14 protein-coding genes are annotated in these 16,581 nt (G+C 63.9%); 3 read left to right on the top strand and 11 right to left on the bottom strand.

Annotation, left to right across the window (positions count from 1 at the left end; all coding sequences use genetic code 11):
• Positions 1-43: 43 nt before the first annotated feature.
• Positions 44-1,363, bottom strand: coding sequence for an ABC transporter substrate-binding protein (locus tag NKH41_RS04030; RefSeq protein WP_352768372.1), 1,320 nt, complete (start codon positions 1,361-1,363; stop codon positions 44-46).
• Positions 1,364-1,521: 158 nt separating this feature from the next.
• Between NKH41_RS04030 and NKH41_RS04025 the strand changes: the two genes are divergently transcribed.
• Both NKH41_RS04025 and NKH41_RS04020 read left to right on the top strand, forming a co-directional pair.
• On the top strand, positions 1,522-2,310 hold the full coding sequence (locus tag NKH41_RS04025; RefSeq protein WP_352768375.1) for an IclR family transcriptional regulator: 789 nt from the start codon (positions 1,522-1,524) through the stop codon (positions 2,308-2,310).
• A 65-nt stretch (positions 2,311-2,375) separates the two neighbouring features.
• The gene (locus NKH41_RS04020; RefSeq protein ID WP_352777676.1) at positions 2,376-3,212 is read left to right on the top strand and encodes an amidohydrolase family protein; all 837 of its coding nucleotides are present in this window, start codon (positions 2,376-2,378) and stop codon (positions 3,210-3,212) included.
• Between the two features lie 62 nt (positions 3,213-3,274).
• Here the strand turns inward: NKH41_RS04020 and NKH41_RS04015 are convergent, their stop codons facing one another.
• Genes NKH41_RS04015 through NKH41_RS03980 form a run of 8 tightly spaced genes read right to left on the bottom strand, consistent with a single transcriptional unit; the run spans position 3,275 to position 10,808 of the window.
• The gene (locus tag NKH41_RS04015) at positions 3,275-4,240 is read right to left on the bottom strand and encodes an ABC transporter permease (RefSeq protein WP_352502960.1); all 966 of its coding nucleotides are present in this window, start codon (positions 4,238-4,240) and stop codon (positions 3,275-3,277) included.
• A gap of 5 nt (positions 4,241-4,245) precedes the next feature.
• Positions 4,246-5,196, bottom strand: coding sequence for an ABC transporter permease (locus tag NKH41_RS04010; protein ID WP_352768381.1), 951 nt, complete (start codon positions 5,194-5,196; stop codon positions 4,246-4,248).
• On the bottom strand, positions 5,193-5,936 hold the full coding sequence (locus NKH41_RS04005; RefSeq protein WP_352768384.1) for an ATP-binding cassette domain-containing protein: 744 nt from the start codon (positions 5,934-5,936) through the stop codon (positions 5,193-5,195). Before NKH41_RS04005 ends, NKH41_RS04010 begins: the two co-directional genes overlap by 4 nt.
• Complete coding sequence (locus tag NKH41_RS04000) at positions 5,929-6,666, bottom strand: ATP-binding cassette domain-containing protein (RefSeq protein WP_352768386.1); 738 nt, start codon at positions 6,664-6,666, stop codon at positions 5,929-5,931. Before NKH41_RS04000 ends, NKH41_RS04005 begins: the two co-directional genes overlap by 8 nt.
• A 55-nt stretch (positions 6,667-6,721) precedes the next feature.
• Positions 6,722-7,909, bottom strand: coding sequence for an ABC transporter substrate-binding protein (locus NKH41_RS03995; RefSeq protein ID WP_352768389.1), 1,188 nt, complete (start codon positions 7,907-7,909; stop codon positions 6,722-6,724).
• A gap of 20 nt (positions 7,910-7,929) precedes the next feature.
• Positions 7,930-9,072 (bottom strand): extracellular solute-binding protein, encoded by a 1,143-nt coding sequence (locus NKH41_RS03990; protein ID WP_352777718.1) that lies wholly within the window; start codon positions 9,070-9,072, stop codon positions 7,930-7,932.
• 20 nt (positions 9,073-9,092) lie between these two features.
• Positions 9,093-10,253 carry a CaiB/BaiF CoA transferase family protein gene (locus tag NKH41_RS03985; RefSeq protein ID WP_352768392.1) on the bottom strand — a complete coding sequence of 387 codons (1,161 nt, stop codon included), beginning with the start codon at positions 10,251-10,253 and terminating at the stop codon, positions 9,093-9,095.
• Between the two features lie 3 nt (positions 10,254-10,256).
• Positions 10,257-10,808: a MaoC family dehydratase gene (locus NKH41_RS03980; RefSeq protein WP_352768395.1), complete on the bottom strand. Its 552-nt coding sequence runs from the start codon at positions 10,806-10,808 to the stop codon at positions 10,257-10,259.
• Positions 10,809-10,998: 190 nt separating this feature from the next.
• Between NKH41_RS03980 and NKH41_RS03975 the strand changes: the two genes are divergently transcribed.
• Positions 10,999-12,096, top strand: coding sequence for a lactonase family protein (locus tag NKH41_RS03975; RefSeq protein WP_352768397.1), 1,098 nt, complete (start codon positions 10,999-11,001; stop codon positions 12,094-12,096).
• Positions 12,097-12,148: 52 nt separating this feature from the next.
• On the opposite strand, the gene NKH41_RS03970 is transcribed toward NKH41_RS03975, so the two are convergent.
• Positions 12,149-15,397: an AfsR/SARP family transcriptional regulator gene (locus NKH41_RS03970; protein WP_352768399.1), complete on the bottom strand. Its 3,249-nt coding sequence runs from the start codon at positions 15,395-15,397 to the stop codon at positions 12,149-12,151.
• A gap of 437 nt (positions 15,398-15,834) precedes the next feature.
• Positions 15,835-16,557, bottom strand: coding sequence for a phosphoadenylyl-sulfate reductase (locus NKH41_RS03965; RefSeq protein ID WP_352768401.1), 723 nt, complete (start codon positions 16,555-16,557; stop codon positions 15,835-15,837).
• Positions 16,558-16,581: the final 24 nt, after the last annotated feature.

The following is a 16,581-nucleotide window of genomic DNA, read 5'->3' as shown; positions in this document are numbered from 1 at the left end:
GGCGCCGCTCTTCGATGAGCGCGGCGCCCCCTTGGGAGAATGGTCAAAGCTTGCCGGCGTCCTCGAGGATTTGCGTGGCCTTGGCGGCAGCGTCGTCCAGCGCCTGCTTGGAGGTCTTGTCGCCAAGGATGGCGGCCTGCAATTCGGGATAGACGGCGTTGGAGATTTCGATCCATTCAGGTGTCTGCGGCACGGCAAAAGCGTGCTTTGCCTCTTCCTGGAAAGCCGCCAGCACTTCCTTCTTGTAAGGATCGCTGGCCGCCTGCTGGATGTCCCAGTCCCACACCGCCGTGCGGGTCGGCAGTGGGCCGCTTGCCGCCTCGAGCTTCTGACTGTCCTCATTGGTCAGGAACCAGACAAGCGATGCCGCGGCTTCCTTGCTGGCGCAGTTTTCGGTGACCGAAAATCCGTGGTGCCCCGACCAGCCGGTGCGAATGCCGGCCGATCCCTTCGGCGCCACCTTCACGCCGACATTGCCGGCGACCTTCGATGACTTCGGATCGTTGAAGAAGCCTGCCCAGCCCGGCCAGTCGAGGTTGATGGCGACGGTGCCCGAGGCAAAGCCCTGGCCGAGATCGTCCCACAGATAGTTGGTGGTGCCGGCCGGCACCGCCTTGGCCTTGTAGAGATTGACGAACCAGTCGAGCGCGTGCACGCCGGCTTCCGAGTTGAAGGCCGGCTTGCCGTCCTTGTCGAGGTATTCGCCGCCGTCGGCGATGAGCATCTCGTAAAAGCGGCCGTTGATCGCCTCTTCCTTGCCGGCGAACTGGGTGCCGTAGAAATCGGGCGGGCTGGCGAAGAATTCCGCCTGCTGGGCGACCTCGTCCCAGGTGTCGGGCGGTGTCAGATCCTTGCCGTACTTGGCCTTGTAGGCGGCCTTCTTGGCTTCGTCCTGGTAGAGACTCTTCTGGTAATAGAGCGCCGAGACGTCGAACTGCGCGCGAGGCAGCATGACCAGCTTGCCCTCGAGCGTGGAGGCCTTGATCGTCGACGGCACGAAGGCGTCGATCTCCTCCTTCGGCAGCAGCTTGTTGAGATCGGTGTAGATATCAGGATATTGCGGCGCGAAGGACGAGTGGTTCGACCCGACGCACCAGTTGATGCTGCCGGAGGCGATGTCCGACTTGATCTCCTTGTCGAGCTCGAAGTGGTTTTTCTTCGAGATCACGTTGACCTTGGCGCCGGTCAGTTTTTCCCATTCGCCGATGCGCGCGTACAGCCCTTCATATTGCTGGCCGCCGATCAGCTTGGCGTCGATGGTGACGCCGTCGAATTTACCGGGCAGGTCGGCAGCAAGGGCAGCACTCGCACCAAGTGCGAGCAGCGTTACGCCGGCCGACAGGCCGCAAAACAGTTTCGTCATTGTATCCTCCCAAGAGTCTGCGTCGATCCATAGCGAGGGCTGATCGGCAGCTTCATTCATATACAAACAAAACATTTATAGGATCGTCAAGCCGAAAGTTCTTCCGGAAGCAATGCCGTTATGCGTATATGAAAGGTGAAATTCACTGGAGAAGCCCAATGGCAGAGGACGAGGAAGACGACCGCTATCGAGCCCCGGCGTTGGACAAGGGGCTCGACATTCTCGAGCTGCTGGCCGGCGTCGACGGCGGCCTGACGCAGGCGGAAATCGCCAAGAAACTCGACCGCAGCCCGAACGAGTTCTATCGCATGCTGGATCGGCTGGTGCGGCGCGGCTATGTCACGCGGCCGGATGGCGACCGTTACTCGCTGACGCTCAAGCTGTTTGGCCTGGCGCAGCTGCACGCGCCGGTGCGCCGGCTGGCTTCCTACGCGACGCCGCTGATGCGCGAACTGGCCGAAACCACACAGCAGGCAAATCAGCTGGTCGTCTTCGACCGCGGTTCCGCGGTGGTGATCGCACAGCAGGAGGCGCCGGATTACTGGGGCATCTCCATCCGCGTCGGCTCGCATATCAGCCTGTTCGACACCGGGTCCGGCCATGTATTGCTGGCGTTCCGCCCGCCGGAAGAGCGGCAGATGATGATCTCAGAACATCTGCGCAGTACCGACAAGCCGCCGCAGTCGCCGGAATTCTTCGCCCGCCTCGACCAGATCAGGGAACGCGGCTACGAGATGATGGCGTCGATGCAGACGGCCGGCGTGTTCAATCTGTCGACGCCCGTTCTCGGCTCGGATGGCAAGGCCATCGCCGCACTGTCGATCCCCTACATAACCCTGGTCAACGCACCCAAGGCGCCCGACATCACCAGGACGATAGAGCTGCTGCTGGCAGCGACCGAAAAGCTGTCGCAACTGGCGGGATCGACCGTCAAGCAATCGCGATGAATTCTTATTTGAATGAAGAATTTCTCCGTGAGATGATCTCGAAGTCGCCAAGGAGGAGCGCCGCCATGATCTTCGACACCCATCTGCACCTGATCGACCAGTCCGCGCTGCGCTATCCCTGGCTGGCCGGCGTGCCGGCACTCAACCGCGATTTCTCCTACGACGACTATGCAGTCCAGGCCCGCCGCGCCGGCATCGAGGGCGCATTGCATATGGAGGTCGATGTCGATCCTGCCGACATCGAGGCTGAAACCAGCCGTGTCAAAGCGCTGTCGCGGGAAAAGGCCAGCTTGCTGCGGGGGGCAATTGCCTCCTGCCGTCCGGAAGAGCCCGGCTTTGCCGCCTATCTCGAGCGCCAGCGCGCCGATCCTTTCGTCAAAGGCTTTCGCCGCGTGCTGCACGTCATGCCGGACGAGCTTTCGGAGGGCGCGCTGTTTCGTGAAAACATCAAGCGGCTTGCCGGCAGCGGCCTGACCTTCGACCTTGTCGTTCTGCCGCACCAGATCCCCAAGGCGATTGCACTCGCCGACCTCGCGCCGGACGTGCAGTTCGTGCTCGACCATTGTGGCGTGCCCGACATCAAGGGTGGTGCCGAGCACCCCTGGCGCGAGCACATGGCGGAGATCGCGCGGCGCCCGAACGTCGTCGGCAAAATTTCCGGTGTGGTCGCCTATGCGGATGCCGGATCCTGGACTGTCGAAACGCTGCGTTCCTATGTCGAGCACACCATCGAATGCTTCGGCTGGGACCGCGTCGTGTGGGGCAGCGACTGGCCGGTCTGCACGCTCGGCGGCGGGCTTGCGACCTGGGTGGCGGCAACGCACGCGCTGCTCGCCGGCACCAGCACCGATGAACGGCAGCAACTGCTGTCCGGCAACGCCAAGCGGCTGTGGAGCTTGTAGAGCATTTTGCAGCCAAGTGGAATCGGGCGTCGCACAAATGCGGCTAAAACGAATAGGTGGCCTCAGATCGTCGCCGACACGTGCCGCTCGCGACCGTAGAGCGAAACCAGGAGCACGATGACCAGGCCAAGTGCCGCCTGCACCGTCGAGGGCCGGAAGCCGAGGCCGATCAGCAGCGTGTTGATCTCCGTCAGCACCAGCACGCCGGCAATGGTGCCGAAATAGCTGCCGCGGCCGCCGACAAGGGCGGCGCCGCCGACCACCACTGCCGCGATCGTCTGGAACAGATAGGGCTGGCCGACATCGCCATAGGCAGAGCCGGTGAAGCCGAGCAGCAGCACGCCGGCCGCGGCGGCGAAGAAGGCGCTCGCGGCATAGGTCACGGTCCACATGCGGACTGGATCGATCAGCGCCAGCGGCGCAGCACCTGGATTGCTGCCTAGGGCGTAGAGACGGCGGCCGTATGGCGTGCGCGCCAGCACCAGCGCCACCAGCAAGGTCAACACCAGTACGCATGGCACCAGCCCCGGCACCGGCAGCGGTCCGACCGAACCGCCGATCGAAACGAAGGCGGAAACCGCTTGCGGCGCCGATCCGGATGGAAAACCACCGGTCCACAACAGGACGGCGCCTTGCACAATCATGCCGATGCCGAGCGTGACGATCAGCGGGTGGATGTCGAGCCCGCGCGAGATGAGGCCGTTCAGCGCCCCGATCAGTAAGGCGAGCGCGCTGACGACCGCGCAGACAAGAGCAAAATTCCAGCCGACGCCGTAGAGCTGTGCGGCAACGACATTGGCAAAGCCGATGATGAAGGGGATCGACAGATCGATACCGCCCAGGATTACGACGAGGGTCTGGCCGATCGATGCCACCGCCAGCAGCGAGGCGATCACCAGCAGCGCCCGGATGGCGAACGGCTGGGAGTAGCCCGGGATGAGCAAGGTGCCAAGGAGATGCAAGGCGACAGCGACGGCAAAGGCACCGGCGACGCGGGCATTGGTGGACTGGAACCAGTTCCGGCTCATGCTTCTCAGCCTTTCCGTCCCGAGAGCCGCTCCTGCAGCGCCGTCATGATGACGGCCACAACCAGGATCGCGCCATAGGCGATCTGCAGCACATAGGTGGAGACGTTGAAGGCGGTCAGCACGCTCTGCAGCAGGAAGATGTCGACAGCGCCGATGGCGGCGCCGGCGAGCCCGCCGCGCCCGCCGGCAAGGCTGACGCCGCCGAGCGCCACCGCGGCAATCGCGATCAGCGTGTAGGTTGGCCCGATATTAGGGTCGGCCGAACCGATCAGGGCGGTCAGCATGAGGCCGGCACAGGCGGCAAGTATGCCGGTCATGACATAGGCGATGAAACGTACTTTCGTCACCGGAATGCCGGCCGTGTAGGCGGCGCGGTCGTCGCTGCCCACCGCCATCAGCTGGTCGTAATAAGGCGTCTGCCGCACCAGCCACCAGAACAGGAAGATCAGCGCCAGCGGCAGCGCCGACCAGGGTCCGGCCATTGCCTTCAGCCAGCCCGGCGCCGGGCCGATCGGCGCCGGCAGGACGGTCAGCGTCATGCCGGTGAGGATCAGATAGGTGCCGAGCGTTGCGACGATCGGCTGGATGCGGACGATGGTCGCCAGAAAGCCGTTGGCGGCGCCGACGATCGCGCCGATCAGAAGCGCCGCCGGCACGATGACCAGCGGCGAAGACATGCCAAGCCTGAGAAACAGCAGCTGGATCACCATCGCATTGACGAAGCCCATCAATGGCCCGACGGAAATGTCGATGCCGCCGCGCCCGGCGAGGATCACCGGAGCCGAGGCGAGCGCTGCGCCGATCAGCGGCGCGGCGAGCCCGATCAGCGCGCCCCAGGCGGCAGGATGGAAGCGCGCCGGATTGAGCAGCAGATTGACCGCGATCAGGATGGCCAGCAGCACTGCCGCAAAGCCAGCGCCGCGCCATCGCGCCGCCATGCGCCGCAACCCGCTCATGCGGCGCGTCCGAACATGGCGGCGATCACCGTATCGCTTTTCATCTCGTCTCCGGTGATTTCAGCCGCCACCTGCTGTTCGCGGAACACCAGCACGCGATGGCAAAGCAGGAGGATCTCCTCGATCTCGCTCGACAGGATGACCAGAGCCATGCCGTCCGCCGCCAGTCCACGAAACACATCGTAGAGGACATGGCGCGTCGCCACGTCGACACCGCGCGTCGGATCATTGAGGAGCAGGATCGCCGGTTCCAGCGCCAATGCACGGGCCAGCAGCACCTTCTGCTGATTGCCGCCAGAAAGCGTGGTGATCGGGGCGTCTGGCCGTGGCGCGATGATCGACAGTCTGTCCCGATAGCGTTCATAGCGCTGCCGCCGCGCGGCGAAGCTGAGCAGGCCGTACCGCGTGTCGCGCGACAGCGTCGAGACGGCAAAATTATCGAGCACCGATTGGGTCGGAAAAATGCCGGTGGTGCGCCGGTCGCGCGGCAAATAGGCGATGCCGCCGGCGACCGCCTTGCGGAAATTGGTGATCGCACGCGCTCCGGTTGTCGCCTCGACGGTCACCTCGCCGTCGGCCGGGCGTTCCAGGCCGGCCAGCACTTTCAGGAACCGCTCCTGTCCGTGGCCGTCGAGGCCGGCAAGGCCGACGATCTCGCCAGGCGCGATGGTTTGCGTCATGGGGCTTGCGCCTGGCGCGATCACCAGGCCACGCACCGAAAGGCTGGCGCCATCAGCCATGCGCCAGCTCCGCCGCCGTGCGTGGCGCCATCGCTCTGAGAAGTTCGGATGCGGAGGACGTGCCGCGTTCCTCAGTCGTCACCACGCTGCCGCCGCGCAGCACGGAAATCCGGTCCGAAAGCGACATCACCTCGTCCATGCGATGGGTGATGAACAGGATCAGGCAGCCTTCGGAGGCAAGCTTGCGCATCATGGCAAAGACCGCCTCGCGATCGGCAAAGTCGAGCGCCGCCGTGACCTCGTCAAGGATGAGGATGCGCGGGCTGCGCACCACGGCGCGGGCGAGCACTACCAATTGCTGAACCGCAAGCGGCAATTGCCCGGCCGACTGGTCGAGCGGGATCTCGGTCACCGCGAACCGCTTCAGCACCGCTTGCGCGTGTTGCCGCCGCTCGGCACGCGGCACGGTGCGCGTCAGCAAGCCGTCGAGGCCGAGCAGGATGTTGTCCGTCACCGAACGGTCGGGCGCGATCAGCACTTCCTGGAACACGGTGGCCAAACCGGCGGTCTGGAACGCCGCCGGCGAGAGGCCGGCAAAGGGCGCTCCGTCGAGCAGGATCGCGCCGCTGTCTGGCTGGACGATCCCCGACAGCAGCTTGACCAGCGTGCTCTTGCCCGAACCATTCTCGCCCAGGATGGTGTGGATCGTGCCGGCGCGGAATGCGATTGAGGCATTGGCCAGCGCAATCGTTTCGCCGTAGCGTTTCGAGATGGCCTGGACTTCCAGCATGAGCAATCCTGATGGAGAAAGCCGGCACCGCCCGTGCGGAGCCGGCCTTCGTATCCTACTTGGCGCAGGCGTCCGGCACCTTCGAATAATCCCACCCCTTGGTCGGTGCCGGATTGGCGAAGTAGGCATCGAGCCATTCCTCCGGCATCGGATCCTTCGGCGGGACCGGGAAGATCGAGACGGCGTCCGGCGTCATGCAGTCCTTGTACCAGGCGCCGAGGTCGGCATTGTGCACCGGCGGAATCGGGATCAGCAGCGTGTTGAGCTTCGGCTTCTGTCCGTCGAGCATGCGCACGCCGACACGAAACAGCGTCTCGGCCGTCCAGTGCGGCAGAACCGCATGGCCTTCGAAGCGGTATTTGTCGGGATTGGCCTTCCAGTAGCCGAGCGCATCGCCGGTGATCGAGCCGGTGATCAGCGGGGCAGGGCGGCCGGCCTCGGCAAAGGCCTCGGCGACGACGCGGCTTTCGCTGCCCGTCGTCCACACCGCATCGATCGGCGCCGGATTGGTGGCGATCGCCTGCAGCACCGCCGTCTTGGTGACGTTGGCCGTCCAGTTGCCGTTGACGCTGCGCGAGACCTTGAGCTTTGAATTTTCGGCCAGCGCCTTGTCGCCACCCTGGCGCTCCTGCACGACGATCGGGTGACCGGCAATGCCTTCGACCAGAAGCACGCTGCCGCCGTCCGGCATTGCTTTGCCGATCGCGGTCATCATGTCGTAGCCCCAGCGCGCATAGTTGGAATCGACGTTGATCGCATTCGGGCTGGTCACCGACCCAGCTGCCGTGATGAAGGGGATGCCGGCTTTGGCTGCGGCATCGATGGCATCGTCCAGCGCCGTCGCCGAGCCGGGGATCGAGGTGATGATCGAGCATTTCTTGTCGATGAAGGCGCGGATCTGGTTGATCTGCTGACTGGCGTCGTTGTTGGAATCCGATACCTCGAAGCTCGCCACGGTGCCGTCGGCGATCAGGCCTTCGACCAGCCGCTTCAACTCCTTGGTCACTGTGACGCGCCACGGATTGCCCTGGTAGGACTCGGAGTGGCACCATTTCCACGGCTTTGACGGCGGCGTGAAATTATCCCAGGCCGACGGCAGCACCTTTTGCGGCGCGCCGTCATATTGTGCCTTCAGTTCGGTCGGCAATCCAGCAATCACGCCCGAAACGTCTTGAGCGCAGGCTATGGTCGTGACCGATGCAAGTGCGGTTGCGGCCATAAGGCCGCGGATCAGGCTGTTCATGTTCTCCTCCGTTCGGTTGTTCAGGCTCCTCCGCCGGCAACGCCGGACACCTGCGTCGAAAGGCTCTCCCGAAACAGGCGATTGAGATCGGCAACGACGCGAGCGGCATTGTGCCTTTCGCTCAGGCCGAGATTGATGCGATCGGACGCCGCCTGCTGGAACGCCATGTAGCCGTCGTGCCGCGGCCTCACCCAGGCACCTTCGAGCGTAGCCCGCGTGTCCTTGTAGAAATTGCCGGCGGCGGCGTTGACGGCGGCATCCGTCCAGGCTGCCGCATGGCCGGGCTGGCCGCCGGCCGAGGCGTAGGGGCCGCGCTGCACGTCACCGCTGGCGATCCAGTAGGCGAAGTCGATTGCTGCCTGTCCGGCCTTCGAGAAGGCCGACACGGCGATGCCGGTCCCGCCGAGCGCCGAGCCTTTGGGGCCGGCATTGCCAGCGGCCGGGATATCCGCGAAAGCCAGGCGGGTGGGTCGAAACCCGGCGATGGCATAGGAGACATAGCCATAGATCAGCGGCGCGCAGGCGATCCGCGAGCCGGATCCGGCCATTTGCTCCAGAACCGCGATCGGATCCATGCCAAGACAGGCCGGGTCGACGAGGGCTGCGATCTCGCGCATCATCTCGAAGACCTGCTTGCCCGCTGCCGGATCCACGTGGTCGCCAGGGCCTTCACCGGCGGGCCGGCCGAGATTGCCGGCAAGCGTGTAGAACACCATCAGCGAATGCGGCGGCCTCAGCGGCAACAGCACGTGGCCTTGCCGCGCCAGATCGAGGGCATCGGCCCAGCTCGCCGGCGCAGCCGAAAGCATGTCGGGCCGCCATGCCTGCACCTGGCTGGCCGCGTCGATCGGAAACGCCCACTGCCGGCCTTGCCAGTTGTAGCTCGGAAAGGACCGGCCGACACTGCCCGCCGCAAGTGCCGCGCGTTCGGCTTCCCGGCCGGCGACATCGAGCGGCGCCAGGCAATTCTCGGCGGTGATCTGGCCGACATGCGGATGGTCGACGACGATCAGGTCGTAGGCACGGGCCAGTTCCTCGACCGGGAAGGATTCGAAATCCTGCAGCGAGCGCTTGTCCCATTCAACGGCGATGCCAGTTTGTTGCTTCCACAGTCTCGAACAGGCGACCATCGGGTCATAGCCGCGCGGATGGCTCCAGGTCATGCCTTTGAGCGTGACGTCGCTCACAGCCCGAACTCCGCGCGGATTTTTGCGCTGTGCTCGCCGATGCGTGGCGCGGCCCGCTCGACCTTGGCGCGGATGCCGTCTACCCTGAGCGGCGAGCGCGTGGTGAGGATCGAAACGTCATCCTCGCGCGTCACCGTCTGCAGCATGTCGAGGACCTGGAAGCCTTCGCTGGCCATCATTTCCGGCCAGGTCAAAACCTTGGCGCACCAGATGTCGGCAGGCTCGAGAATGGCAAGCCATTCGTCGACCGTCTTCGTTGCGATCTTTTGCGCGATGATCGCCTTGATCTCGTCGCGGGCGGTGAACCAGGTCGACGACTGGTCGCGATAGGGCGCAAGCTCCTCGAGCCCGAGGAGATCGGCGAGTTTCGAGATCGGCGTCATGGCGATCGCCAGATAGCCGTCCTTGGCCGGATAGACGCCGTAGGGCGCCGAGAGATAGGCGTGCGCGCTGCGGAAGCTCGACCGCCGCGGCAGCCTGCGCCCGTCATTGAGATGCGTGGTCAGCACCTCGAACTGGAAGTCGACCAGCGCTTCGAGCAGGCTGGTCTCGACATGGCTGCCCTTGCCGGTCACGCCGCGCCGCACCAGTGCGGCGAGGATGCCTTGCGCGGCGGCGGAACCCGCCAGCATGTCGGCGATCGCCAGGCCGAAGGGCACCGGCCCCTGGTCCTCGTCGCCGTTCAGCCACATCACGCCGGAGCGGGCCTGCGCCAGCAGATCCTGCCCCGGCCGCTTGACCCACGGGCCTTCCTCGCCATAGCCGCTGATCGAGGCATAGACCAGGCGCGGATTGATCTTGCGCACCGCCTCGTAATCGAAGCCCAGGCGTTCGATGACGCCGGGCCTGAAATTCTGGATCAGCACGTCGGCCCTGGCCAGCAGGCCGCGCAGCGCCGCAAGGTCGGCCTCGTCCTTCAAGTCGATGGCAAAGCTTTCCTTGGCGCGGTTGATGGCATGGAAAATGGTGGAATCGCCGCCGATCTCGGTGTCGCTGAGATAGAGCCGGCGCGACAGGTCGCCGCCGTCAGGCCGTTCGATCTTGATGACCCGAGCGCCGAGGTCGAGCAGTCGCAGCGAGCAGTAAGGCCCGGACAAGAACTGGCTCATATCGACAACGATGAGCCCGGTCAGCGGCAGTTCGGCAATGGCAGCCATTGCCTATTTCTCCGTCTTACCGGCGAAATCGGCCGGATTGCGGTACTTCACCGTCTGCAGGTGCTCGCAATAAAGCACGAGCTCGCCTTCACCCTTGAAGACTTCATAGCTGGCGCGGATCAGCCCCATTTCCTTGTATTTTGGCTTCTTGTCGAGGTTGGAGCGGATCGAATAGATCGTGTCGCCTATGAACACCGGCTTGATGAAGCGCAATTTGTCGTAGCCATACGAAAAGGCGTTGACGCAATTGGTGGCGACGAGACCGAGCCCGGCCGAGAACACGAAGGCCCCTGCCACCAGCCGCTTGCCGAAAATGCCTTGCGTCTCGGCGAACATCTGGTCCTGCACGTATGGATGGATGTCGAGCACCAGCGTGTTGAAGAGATGGCTGTCGCCCTCGGCAATGGTCCGGCGCAGCGAGCGGATCTTCTGGCCGACCGGCCAGTCTTCGTAGAACCAGTTCTCCGCGTTCCAGACGGGAAGGTCGGCGTGATCCCTAGGCATGTTGGCGGGGTGTGTCGATGCCACGCCCACGGTTGGCGCGAAACCGCTCATGACAACTTCCTCTGGGAGCGGGAATCGTCCATTAGGGCGCGCCGCAGACCAGCGAAATGCATGATCGATCCTCCCGTCAATTTTCTTTTGTGAATAGTATTTTCACATATGGGGTTGTGTTGCAAGCGTGAACAGGCGAAATTTTGCCTGCTCCGTTGGGGCCAATGCCGGCGGAACAAGGGAGGAAGTGATGCAGAATGCCTGTCTGATTTTCGTCGGCAGCCTCAATCGCGACGCCCCGTATTTTCAGGGCGCGCGCGGCATCGGGCTGGGTGTCTACAGTTTCGACGAAGGGACGCTGCAGACGAAGAAACTGGCCGAGACGGGAGACATCGACAATCCCACCTTCCTGTCGGTGACGCCGGACGGCTCCCACATCTATGCCAACTCAGAAGTGTTCACCTGGCGCGAAGGGGTGGTCTCGGCCTACCGTTTCGACAGGCAGACCGCCACGCTGTCCTACATCAACAAGCAGCCGACGCTGGGCAGCATCACGGCGCACAACACCATCACGCGCGACGGGACCAAGCTGCTGGTCGCCAATTACGGCATGGGCGAGGGCGGCCCCGATCGCTCGGTCGTGGTCTATGGGTTGGGTGAGAATGGCGGCCTGACAGCGCCGTTGTCGAGCGTTGTCCATAGCGGGACCGGACCAGATCCCGCCCGCCAGGAGCGGCCGCATGCCCATAGCGTAACCGAGACGGTTGCCGGCGGCATGGCGATCGTCGCTGACCTCGGCATCGACCGGCTGGTGTCCTATCGCATCGGCTCAGACGGCAGCCTGACGAAGCTCGCCGAGTCGGCGCTTGCTCCAGGCGCGGGTCCGCGCCATCTCGCACTGCATCCGGGCGGTCGCTTCGTGTTCGTCATGAACGAGCTGGATTCGACGGTTGTCTCGCTGGCGCTGGACGAAGCATCAGGCAAGCTTACGGTGATCGACAGCAAGCCGGCCGTGCCCCCAGAGGCGCGCGACGGCAATCACTGCGCCGACATCCAGATCTCGCCTGACGGCCGCTTCCTCTATGGCTCCAACCGCGGTCATGACAGCATCGTCGTGTTTTCGGTCGACCAGCAAACCGGCAGGATTGCCCTTGTCGAATATACGCCCTGCGGCGGTGCCACGCCGCGCAATCTGGCACTGACGCCCCCGGGCGGCCATCTGTTCTCGGCCAACCAGAATGCCGACCGCATCTCGATTTTCGCCCGTGATGCCGCAACCGGCCGGCTGACCGACACCGGCCGATCCATCGATATTGGCACGCCGATGTGCGTGAGGATCGTGCGTTGAGCGCTGGCGGGTGAAAATTCCGCCAGTACCATGGCCATAAGAACGTGTCGTTTCAATACGAGTGTCGGGACGCCCGTCGCGCGAGATAGGGAGCCACCAGCGCGCGTATGTCTGCGGCCGCTACGTCACCGGCAGCACGCAATGCGCGCTCGTAGCGCTCATATTCGTCAACTGCGCCTTCGAAATCATTGCGGCACAGTTGCTCCTTTATCAGCGCTTTGCAGATCGGTCCGGCATCTGGATAGAAGTCCAATACCCCTAAATATATCGCCCGTGCTTTGTCGGCTTGGTCGGCCGCCTCCAGCCGCTGGCCGAGCCGCAGCCCAAGATCGATCAGTTCGCGACGCACGCGCTCGCAAGCCGGGAGCGACCAGGAAGCGGTTCGCTCGTGCAACAACAACGGACCCGGGAATGCATGGAAGAGCGCCTCCGCGTCTGGCCGCAATCCCTCCGCATTGACCTTTGCGACAGTCTTGAGCCGTGCTTCCCAGTCGGCGAGGTCGACCCAGACCTTGTCCGATGCAAGGCGAAGCTTGCCTTCGCGCTGGACGATGAGGTCGGTCCGTCCCAACAGCTTGCGCAGCCGATGAAGCGCCTGGTCGCACGCCGCCCGCGCCTGGTCGCCGTCGAGGTTGGGCCACAGCCAGTCCTGAATGGTCTCCTGCGAGCAGGTATTTTCCTTTGAGATCGCCAGCACTCGCAGGATGTCGAGGGCCTTCGTCGGCGGCTTCGCGCCGAGCGCGAGAGGGTTTGCATCGAGTTCGAGCCGAAAGCCTCCGAGGACGTGGACCCTGAGCGGCCAGGGCCAGGCGGCGGGCCGCCGGGGCGGCGGCTCGAGCCGGCGTTCGCGGATCAACGACCGGCAGAACTCGGGCTCGATGCCGCGCTCAAGCGCATCGCCAAGCAGTTCGGCGAGCAATTCCGGGACATTGAGCAGCACCATTGGCCAGCTGATGTCGCGCAGCGCTTCCAGGAAGGCCTGCAGCCGGTCGCCATAGTGCGGATCGTCGCTCCACAGGTTCTCCAATGCGGCCGCTGCCAGAATGCATATCTCGGTTCGCTTGTGGGCGCCGCCGTCCAGCCGCGGCAGCAGATCGCTGAGAAGCACGGCGGCTTCGCGCGGCTTCCTGTCCGCCAGCAGCACCTGGAACTGCGTGATGTAGTGCGGCCAGCGCTCGATCATCGGCTCGTTGGCCGCCTCGATGGCAGTCATGAAGCGCTCGCAATCCTGGTAAGCGGCCGTGAAATCGCCTTGCCTGGCATGGAGCGCGGCGTGGCAATCGGCGACGACGGCGACCTGCGTGGTGAAACGGCTGTCGGCGATCTCGGCCAAACGCTCGACCACTTGGTGGAACTCGGCAAAATCGTTGCGGACCTTCATCTGCATTTGCAAATGATAGAGCCCCCCGAACTCCACGCCCCTCAGCGATTCGCGCTCGCCAATCGCGATCGCCGCCCGCAACGCCGCTTCGGCCGACGGATAGGGAAAATCCCTTCTCTTATAGGGAAAATAACGTCCACTTTCCGCACCAAAGGCGACCAGCCACATGCCGAGAATCCAAGGCAGCACGCTCTTGTCACTCAAATCGTCAACGACGCTGTCGGCGGCCTTGGCGAACAGATCGGCGCGCATGGTCGATACCGAAAGATCGATCAGCGTTTCGCTGGCAAGCAGCCGCAATCCGCTCGGATCGCGCTCGGGATTCCGGGTCAACCGCTCCAGGAGTTCGGTTTCGAGTGCTTGTCCGGCGGGGCTGCTGCGATAGCAGTCGTCGCCGAAGTTCAGCGCCCGCATCATGCCAATGCGTACCAGCATCGCTTCCTCGGAAGGTAGTTCCGGAAGCCCGCGTTCGATCAGCTCGAACGCCCGTCGCGTCCACATGGACAGACCTTCGTACGTGCGCCAGCTGGCAGTCTTGACCAACACCGCCCGCGACACAGTGAGGCACAGGCCGCGCAGATCGTCGGCCTCGCCAAAGGCTTGCCACGCCTTGGACAGCCAACGCTCCGCCGCAGCGTCGTCGGGCATGTGGGCCACGCCCAGCCAATAGAAATGCCAGCCATTCATGATGGTTTCCGGCAATCGGCCGCACCACTCGATGAAGGTCGCGCGGCTCCCTTGCGCCAGCAAGTCCTCTGCGCGGCTCAGCAGCAGGTCGCTCGCTTGGTCCCAGTCGTCGGCCTGTAAGGCGAGGCGTATGGCTTCGTCATGACGGCCCGCCCCCGCAAGGACCTTCGCCGCCTTTCGCCGGAGCGATTGCTGCTCTTCCCTGGCAATTTGTTGTGCGAAACGACGCTCGAGGAAGTCGCGCAAGAGGTCATGAAGGTGAAAGATATCGCGGTTGTTTTCCGAGCGCGTGACCAGCAACTGTCGCCTGTAGAGCCTGTCGAGCAGCTTTCCTGCTTCGCCCGACCCGATCATCTCGTCAGCCAACCCGACGCTGATTTCGGGCAGCAGATTGAGTTTCAGCAGCATGTCCTGGTCGGCGGCAGGAAGGGAAAGGAAGAAATGACGGCCGAGAACGTCGGGCAGCACATTCTGCCCGCCGGGGACCGTCTCCGTTGTGCCGTCCGGTCCGGTTTTTGTGCCTTGATCCGCGAGCAGGACGAGCCCGACCGCCCAACCGCGCGCCGCCTCGACATCGACCCGAGCGGCGTCCCTCGAACGCAGGTGGACGAGATCGCGCGCTTCCGCGGTCGAGAATTCGAGCGCGTGGCGGTCGATGACAGCCATTTTGCCCTCGAGAATGAGGTCGCCCAATTCCTCTTGCGGCAGCGTGCGTGAGACACATATGCAGCGGACGGTGTCAGGAAGTTCACGGAACATCTCGTAAAGCACCGCCCGAAATTCTGCGGTATCGGCGTCGTGCAAATCATCGAGCACCAGAATTGTGCCGGGCTTTAGCCGAGCGAAATAGGCTCTGGAAAAGCGCCTGGCGAACTCCTTCGGCTGCTCGGCATACTCGACGCCGAAGACCGGCATGTCTCCAGCCGAGACTGAGTCCAGCGACTGCGCCAGATATTGAAAGAACCGCGCTATATCCTGGTCGCCCTCATCGACACGGTACCATATGTGCGGCGCCTCGACGCTTTCGAGATAATCGATGACCGCGGTCGTCTTGCCGTAGCCGGCCGGTGCCGCCACCCAGCATACGCTCGACCGCGACACCCGATCGATCGCTTCGAGAACGCGGTTCCGCCTCAGTATCCTGGCGCTGCGCGGCGCCGCCAGCTTGGCGATCCGGCCTGTGCCCGAGAGCGGTTGCGTCGCATCGGCTTCAAAGGCGTCTAAGGCGGCCATGGGGGCTCCCGCTCGACCAATCATCGAGCGACGGTCGTGCTGCCATGACCGTCCCGCCGATCCGATTGACGTTAGCCTGGCGCAGTCATGCGACAATTCGTGGGGGCTTCGTAGATGAAGCGGCACTGGCTGATCCCGGGAGGGCGGATCTCGATGGTTGCGCAACCTGAAACTGGGCAATGGACGGCGGGCGAACCTCGCACTCGGTCTTCGACCGTCGCCTCCAAATCCGGTAGAAGACCTGATCATGGCTATTCCCTCCGATTGGCAAGCTCATGGGCTGCCTGGCAGTCCTTTCCAAACGCACGAGCTCATCCTGTGCGCAGTGGCATCCGCGCACATCGGTACGGTCACCTAGTTTCCCGGCGATTGATCTCCCAGTTTTCGCAAGCGTGCCTAGTTTTCAAGGCTTGTTGGGCGCCCGGGTCTTCGGTGCCTTACGCAACCGGAAATCGGGAAGCGGACGGGACCGGATTGTGCGAGGGGATGGGCGACCGGTGGATCCCGCACTCTGTTTTCGACAATCCGCTCCAGCGGCCCGCGCGCGGATTGTCCGCACTGCCGCACGCGACGGTGCAGGGCGCACAACCGATCGAGAAATAGCCTTTTTCGATGAGCGGATGCCGGGGGAGGCGATGATGGTCGAGATAGACCTCGATCTGCTGCCGGGTGAAGCGGGCGAGCGGCTCGATTTTCAGGCGTCCGTCAGTTTCTTCCAGCGTCGCAACATCCGTGCGAACTCCGCCATGATAGCGCTTGCGGCCGGAAATCCAGGCCTTGAAACCGCTCAGGGCCTTCTCGAGCGGCAGCACCTTGCGGATGTGGCAGCACCGGTCCGGATCGCTGCGGTGCAGCGATCCAGAGCCGTCGAGCACCCGCAGGACATTTGCCCGGGGCGTGACGATGCGCACGTCGGTGAGGCCGAGCAAGGCCGTCAATTGCGTACGATAGGCGACCGTTTCCGCAAACAGCTTTCCGGTATCGAGCGTGACGATGGGGAGCGACCTGTCGATCGATGCGGCCATGTGCAGCAACACCGCAGATTCCGCGCCAAATGAGGAGACGAGCGCTACCTTTCCGCGGAACAAGTCGGTGACGAGTGGCGCCAGCAGCTCGGGTCCGTCGAGATGGTTCAGCTCCGCGACGATGCCTTCATGCATGGCGATTCGGTCCGGTTTTGGCGT

Origin of the sequence: Mesorhizobium sp. M1169, assembly GCF_040318345.1 — a bacterium.
Classification (GTDB): Bacteria; Pseudomonadota; Alphaproteobacteria; order Rhizobiales; family Rhizobiaceae; genus Mesorhizobium.
The sequence above is the reverse complement of the archived record's forward strand: the minus strand, read 5'-3'. Positions and strand labels throughout refer to the sequence as shown.

Bases quoted from the DNA above. Each gene is read 5' to 3' on its own strand.
- NKH41_RS04010 (WP_352768381.1), bottom strand. From the start codon at position 5,196: ATGAGCGGGTTGCGGCGCATGGCGGCGCGATGGCGCGGCGCTGGCTTT.
- NKH41_RS03985 (WP_352768392.1), bottom strand. From the start codon at position 10,253: ATGGCTGCCATTGCCGAACTGCCGCTGACCGGGCTCATCGTTGTCGAT.
- NKH41_RS03980 (WP_352768395.1), bottom strand. From the start codon at position 10,808: ATGAGCGGTTTCGCGCCAACCGTGGGCGTGGCATCGACACACCCCGCC.
- NKH41_RS04000 (WP_352768386.1), bottom strand. From the start codon at position 6,666: ATGCTGGAAGTCCAGGCCATCTCGAAACGCTACGGCGAAACGATTGCG.
- NKH41_RS03975 (WP_352768397.1), top strand. From the start codon at position 10,999: ATGCAGAATGCCTGTCTGATTTTCGTCGGCAGCCTCAATCGCGACGCC.
- NKH41_RS03995 (WP_352768389.1), bottom strand. From the start codon at position 7,909: ATGAACAGCCTGATCCGCGGCCTTATGGCCGCAACCGCACTTGCATCG.
- NKH41_RS04020 (WP_352777676.1), top strand. From the start codon at position 2,376: ATGATCTTCGACACCCATCTGCACCTGATCGACCAGTCCGCGCTGCGC.
- NKH41_RS04030 (WP_352768372.1), bottom strand. From the start codon at position 1,363: ATGACGAAACTGTTTTGCGGCCTGTCGGCCGGCGTAACGCTGCTCGCA.
- NKH41_RS04015 (WP_352502960.1), bottom strand. From the start codon at position 4,240: ATGAGCCGGAACTGGTTCCAGTCCACCAATGCCCGCGTCGCCGGTGCC.
- NKH41_RS04005 (WP_352768384.1), bottom strand. From the start codon at position 5,936: ATGGCTGATGGCGCCAGCCTTTCGGTGCGTGGCCTGGTGATCGCGCCA.
- NKH41_RS03965 (WP_352768401.1), bottom strand. From the start codon at position 16,557: ATGCATGAAGGCATCGTCGCGGAGCTGAACCATCTCGACGGACCCGAG.
- NKH41_RS03970 (WP_352768399.1), bottom strand. From the start codon at position 15,397: ATGGCCGCCTTAGACGCCTTTGAAGCCGATGCGACGCAACCGCTCTCG.
- NKH41_RS03990 (WP_352777718.1), bottom strand. From the start codon at position 9,072: ATGACCTGGAGCCATCCGCGCGGCTATGACCCGATGGTCGCCTGTTCG.
- NKH41_RS04025 (WP_352768375.1), top strand. From the start codon at position 1,522: ATGGCAGAGGACGAGGAAGACGACCGCTATCGAGCCCCGGCGTTGGAC.